The 543-nt window shown below is 66.7% G+C and carries 1 protein-coding gene; it reads right to left on the reverse strand.

The features are described 5' to 3' along the window. Positions 1–543: AMP-binding protein (locus tag F6S12_RS32760; protein WP_315869993.1), on the reverse strand; the 543-nt coding region annotated here is incomplete at both ends.

Below are 543 nucleotides of genomic sequence, written 5' to 3' on the forward strand. Positions count from 1 at the left end.
GACGTTGTGGTGTGGCTGCAAGGTGCCCTTGGGCTTGCCGGTGGAACCGGAGGTGTAGATCACGTAGGCCAGGTTTTCGGGCGTCACCCCGACCTCGGGGTTGTCGACCCGGTAGCCGTCCAGGGGCTGCTCCAGCAACCAGGTACTGCCGGCAAACGCCGGCAAGCCCTGCAGCAGATGCTCCTGGGTCAGCAGCAACGCGATGGCGCTGTCCTGCATCATGTGCTGCAGGCGGTCCTGGGGATAGGCCGGGTCCAGCGGCACATAGGCACCGCCGGCCTTGAGAATTGCCAGCAGGCCGATGACCATCTCCAGGCTGCGCTCCACCGCCAGCCCCACCAGTACATTGGGCCCCACGCCCTGCTCGATGAGCTTGTGCGCCAGACGGTTGGCCCGCTCGTTGAGCTGCTGGTAGTCCAGGCTCTGCCCGGCGAAGGTCAGGGCAATGGCCTGGGGCGCCCTGGCGGCCTGAGCCTCGATGAGCTGATGGACGCAGGCCCGGGAAGGGAATGCCTGCTGCAGCCGGTTCCACTGGTCGAGGAT

Origin of the sequence: Pseudomonas sp. JV245A (genome assembly GCF_032424515.1) — a bacterium.
GTDB classification, from domain to species: Bacteria; Pseudomonadota; Gammaproteobacteria; order Pseudomonadales; family Pseudomonadaceae; genus Aquipseudomonas; species Aquipseudomonas protegens.